The 4,810-nt window shown below is 43.5% G+C and carries 2 protein-coding genes; one reads left to right on the forward strand and one right to left on the reverse strand.

What is annotated here, in order from left to right; translation table 11 throughout:
• The first annotated feature begins 318 nt into the window (after nt 1-318).
• Nucleotides 319-3,822: a hypothetical protein gene (locus QZU58_RS09895; protein ID WP_294496418.1), complete on the forward strand. Its 3,504-nt coding sequence runs from the start codon at nt 319-321 to the stop codon at nt 3,820-3,822.
• Between the two features lie 71 nt (nt 3,823-3,893).
• On the opposite strand, the gene QZU58_RS09900 is transcribed toward QZU58_RS09895, so the two are convergent.
• The gene (locus tag QZU58_RS09900; protein WP_294496420.1) at nt 3,894-4,616 is read right to left on the reverse strand and encodes a hypothetical protein; all 723 of its coding nucleotides are present in this window, start codon (nt 4,614-4,616) and stop codon (nt 3,894-3,896) included.
• Between the last annotated feature and the right edge of the window lie 194 nt (nt 4,617-4,810).

Raw genomic sequence — 4,810 nt, forward strand, 5'->3', positions numbered from 1 at the left:
TAAATAGTCCATTAGATATATTATGGACTATGTTATACCCATAACGAGAAAAAATAAAGAGAATTTTTTAAAAACATGGGAATAAATGTGATATTTAATAGTTTTATGATGAGATTCGCCCTAGTTATAAACTAGGGCGTGCGGAGTTTAGGCAATAAGATAGGTTAAGGCCGCCTCACGTAAAACTGACAGTGAGACGGCCTTTTTTCATCATGACTCCTGCCCGGCAACCCATTTTTTTAACTAAGTGACAGAAAAGAATCCCTGTATATATTAAAATTTAATAATAGTGGAGTAGTCTTTTTCGGGAGTCTGACAATGAAAAAAGCAACTTATCTGTACTGTCTTGCGGGCATCGGTCTTCTGTCCTTACCGGGTGGTGCTTACGCCCTCACGTCTCACAGCTGCGGAGACTCACTCTACGAATTTGTCCAAACCTGTCGTGATGCTGAAAAAGTGCTTCCGAAAAAAACCCAGAAGAATCTGTATAACAATGTTGCTGTCAACTGCTTCCCCACCGCTTTTCAGGCAAACAACGGTGCCGACGTCACTCCCGGCAATGCGGCAAACACTCCCATATCGACCTGTGACGATATTACAAACAGCCTAGACTATCTTACCAGCTTTGACTTATTCAAACAATCAAACGGCCCTTCCGTAAACATCAACCAGAAAATTGCTTCCAATAAAAGCTGCAAGATTGGAACGATACAGTCTTCCTCAACCTCGGGCATGAACAATCATCAGCAGTTCTGCTATGCCACGGTAGGAAACAGACATGTAAAAACCAAGGCAAAGAATCTGCATAACATTTCCGACTTTTACAGGGATTTCGTAATGCAGGATTCTGATCCGGAAAAGGAACAGTTCAGAAAGGACAACCTTGCGAAGGCCAAAAAGAATTGCGGTGACAGCTTCGAATACTACATTGACTCGTCATCAGTCGAGAATGGCGGAATAGATCTGCCCCTGAACAAGATTATCATAATCAATAAATACGTTTTCGGTTCAAATACAGTAACATATATGGCTTCCGGTAACCCACCTGTTCCGCAGCAGATTGTAATCGCTGAAAACAACATCACGGTAACAAGAGATCCCGACTATCCATATTACGATGCTGCCGCCTACCTGATATCCTCAGGTAGAGTAACCCTGACCGATGTCGGAAGTTTCACCGGAGGAATCAATGCCAGAGAACTTGAACTTGTAGAGCTTAAATGTAACTACGGATGGTTATTTGGTTATTTTAGTTATTGGGACAACTGCTCTAATTCAGATTCGTTTGAAGTCACCGGCTACACCACGCTTTCCGCATGTGAGGATGTTGTTCTGGAAGACGAAATAACCTATACCTATTACCGTGTTTACCTTGAACAGCTTTCAAACTGTTCACCTACGGTAAGTCTGGTGGTGCAGAAATGTTCCCAGGGCGGTTTCTGCGAAACTCCGACAGCCCCCTTAAACATCAGGCTAAACGGCCACACCTATACTGTCAATGCCCAGAACAACTACCGAATCACCTTTGACCACGGAGATCCTGTCAGATATACGGCAGAACCTACGGAACAGTATACGTACTTCTTCTGCGGAACCAGCAACACGGCATCCTTAAGCGAATCCTGTTCGTTCACCACCAATGAATGTGTGGAAGGAGCCACCGAGGATTTGGAAAACTACGTCAATGACATGAATGTCAAGGCCATTTACAGCGACACACTGTCAAGCGACGTCAAATCCGTGGACAGCATAAAGCTCATACTCAAGGGCAATACGGAAATAAAGATTAAGGATTCCGACAATCATACATACACTCTTTTCTCAGGCAAGGATCATGCAACAAACTTTACGGAAGAGTATGTAACCCTGCCTGTCGAGTACAACCGCACTACCGGAGCCATTGTTCCTAAATTCAAATTCATTACCACGGCAGACAGAGGAACCCTTTACCCTGTCAAGACGGAACTTAATGTAACCAAGAGCACCTACATCGGCAACAGGGAGGTTACCTCAAGTGACGTAATCACCAGAGAATTTAATCAGGGAGCTACTCCGGATCAGTACATTGTTGCAGTTCCATACGCCCTGTGCTATGACCTTATGACGACCCAACCTACCGATTCAACCAGAACGGACAACAGCAAATACAGGCTGCTTTACGCAAACGCACCATACTACCTCCGCGGATATGCTGTGGCTTGTCCTGACTCCGGCTGCACTGCTTCCGTCAACCAGACAAATCTCAAGAACGTCTGTTCTTCTGCGAACATCATAAAAATTCCGCAGGCCGGCAGCAATTCCAAGAGTGTAAGAGCTCCTACTGAAGGGGCAACCTCCATTCTTCCGGAAAAAATTTCAAACTGGAGCACCGCTCTTACCGGTTATACAGTCTCTACGGAAAAAACCGCCAACTTCACCGTTTACAACGGCGATAATGAAACGGAAACAGAATATCTGAAGATTGGCTACACCGGAGACATTCCGAACGGAAAAAGAGTCAGAATAACCGATTCAGGGTGGTACAGTCTTTCTGCTGAACCAGTTATAAAACCACAGAGTTCATCTTCCGTAAGTACTCATGTCTACAGTCCGGTGTTTACCGTTATTCCGATGTCGCTCGGCATCGGCAATGACAGCTATGTAATCAATGATTTCTATAAATTCAGAGAGGCTAACGGATTCGGCTACCGCTCATCAGGCACAGGTCTTACCGGCATTCTTAGAAGCGACGCTTACGTAAATGCGGGAACATCTACCTGCCCTATGTACTACAACCAGAAGCTAACCTTCTCTGGTTATCTTAACAGTTACGGATACGCTACAAAGCTACAGAACGGTTTCACCGAAAAATTCTACAGAATTCCAGGAACTGCTGACCGCAGCTATGACGGCGTCGTCCTGATTATGCCTCTTGCAAGCACTGCCACGGCATACAGGGAAGAAGCCAGCTTTGATCCTTGTTCTTCCGACACAACAGTTTCGTGTTCCGGATATGATGACTATATTGCTGATAAGGGGATCCCTTTCCATACAACAATTACGGTTCCGGGAGTCAGCACTGATACACTTAGACGCAAGACCGCATCGGAAAAATTTGCCTACTACGCCAAGCTTAACGCATGTATGGCCAATAATACGGCATATACATTCAGCGAAAGTTCTGACTGCGCTGAAACAGGCTTTACCTGCGGAACGGATGACCAGCTGTGCGTGTCTAAGAATTCCGTAACCACCGCCGATACCGACGTTTCAGGAGCCGTTCTAAACACCAACCATCAGCAGTATGCATCAAAGCTCCGCAGCCTTAATGACTACACTGTTCATATGGGCCGAATTGTCACGGATAACATCATCGGTACCTATACGGTTGACGGAGGGAATACTGAATCCGGCACTCTTTATTCACCACTCTCAATTAAGGAATACACGGATTCCGGATGGAAGGATCTGTCAGACAACTGTTCGGTTCTGTACATCACTGATGAGGATTCATACAAATCAAGCCTTGATTACTCAAATCAGAAGGGAACAATCACCTTTAACATCTGTACAAAGATGCACGACAAGATCGCAACTGACTGCAGCGACAAGCACAGAACCTTTGCAAACGGTGCCTTATGGCTTCAGGCTGTTAAATCAGGAACAGGAGATGCATACGTAACCTACACCCTGAAGAATGAAACAGGAGGACTTAATACAACACCATTCTTCCATCTTGAGCACCTGTACGATGCAAATACCGCAAAAGGCTCATTCAAATTCAACACCTTTGTCGGAAATAAACGCATTATTGAACGTAAAATAAATACCGGAACAAGATAGACGTTTTCTCCACTAAACTGAAGGGAGCTGTGAAATCACAGCTCCCTTTCCAGTCTTAACAAAAACGACAGTTATTTTCCGTTTTCAGTTATTCTTCTGACAGCACATGTTTTGCCACAAATGCCGCCATACCGAAGATCGTCACCAGTCTCCGTGGTTTCCGTAGAGCTAACATTCTCCGGACTTTGATTATTTTTGCCGTCACCATAACCTGATTCTTTAAGCCATTTCATACATTCATCGGTTTCGTGTATTTTTGGATAATATGAAACGGTATCGGGATAATCGTAGTAATTCCAAAACATGTTAACGGTAACATCTGTTGGAGATAAAACCAAAATAGTCGGATAAGCTGTCGACGTAGTTGAAAAAGATACTGGTGAATAATCAACCCATCGAGGAACATCCTCAAGCACTTTATTCCCTAAGAATCCAGCAGGAAGTTTATCGGTATCTATTTTTTTTTCAGGTTTAAGTTCCGTTTTGCCGTAAATGCACTTATCCGCCATTTCATCAGCACCTCTGAGCTCGATTACGTACCTTTTCCCGCCAGAGGCATTGACCGTAACAGTTTTGTCTCCTGTGAACTCATCTGTAATTACCTTCTCAGCACCAGTATCCTCAAAAACCCTGACTTTGATCTTTTGTGAAAGGACATCAGAAATAGTTGAATCATCGGCGCGTTTCACACGTACAGACTGGTTTGAGTATGTAACCGAGCACGATGTACAAAGCATTAACAGGGAGGACAGAACACATATACGCACATTAAAGCAGTTATCAGCAAAATTCATTTTCCGACTTACTCCTACAGATAAAGCTGACGTTCCGTACATAAGATATATTTTTAACAAAAAGTTCACAATTGCACAAGCTTTTCTCGATTCATTACCCATTCTTTGAAGATATAGTTACATTTCAAAAATAAATTTCAAGAAGTCCTAAAATATTGAGGACTTCTTTTGTTTTTTATGATATTATAGTTACA

Origin of the sequence: uncultured Ruminobacter sp. (genome assembly GCA_902764345.1) — a bacterium.
In the GTDB taxonomy this organism is placed as follows: Bacteria; Pseudomonadota; Gammaproteobacteria; order Enterobacterales; family Succinivibrionaceae; genus Ruminobacter.

Bases quoted from the DNA above. Each gene is read 5' to 3' on its own strand.
- QZU58_RS09900 (WP_294496420.1), bottom strand. From the start codon at position 4,616: ATGAATTTTGCTGATAACTGCTTTAATGTGCGTATATGTGTTCTGTCC.
- QZU58_RS09895 (WP_294496418.1), top strand. From the start codon at position 319: ATGAAAAAAGCAACTTATCTGTACTGTCTTGCGGGCATCGGTCTTCTG.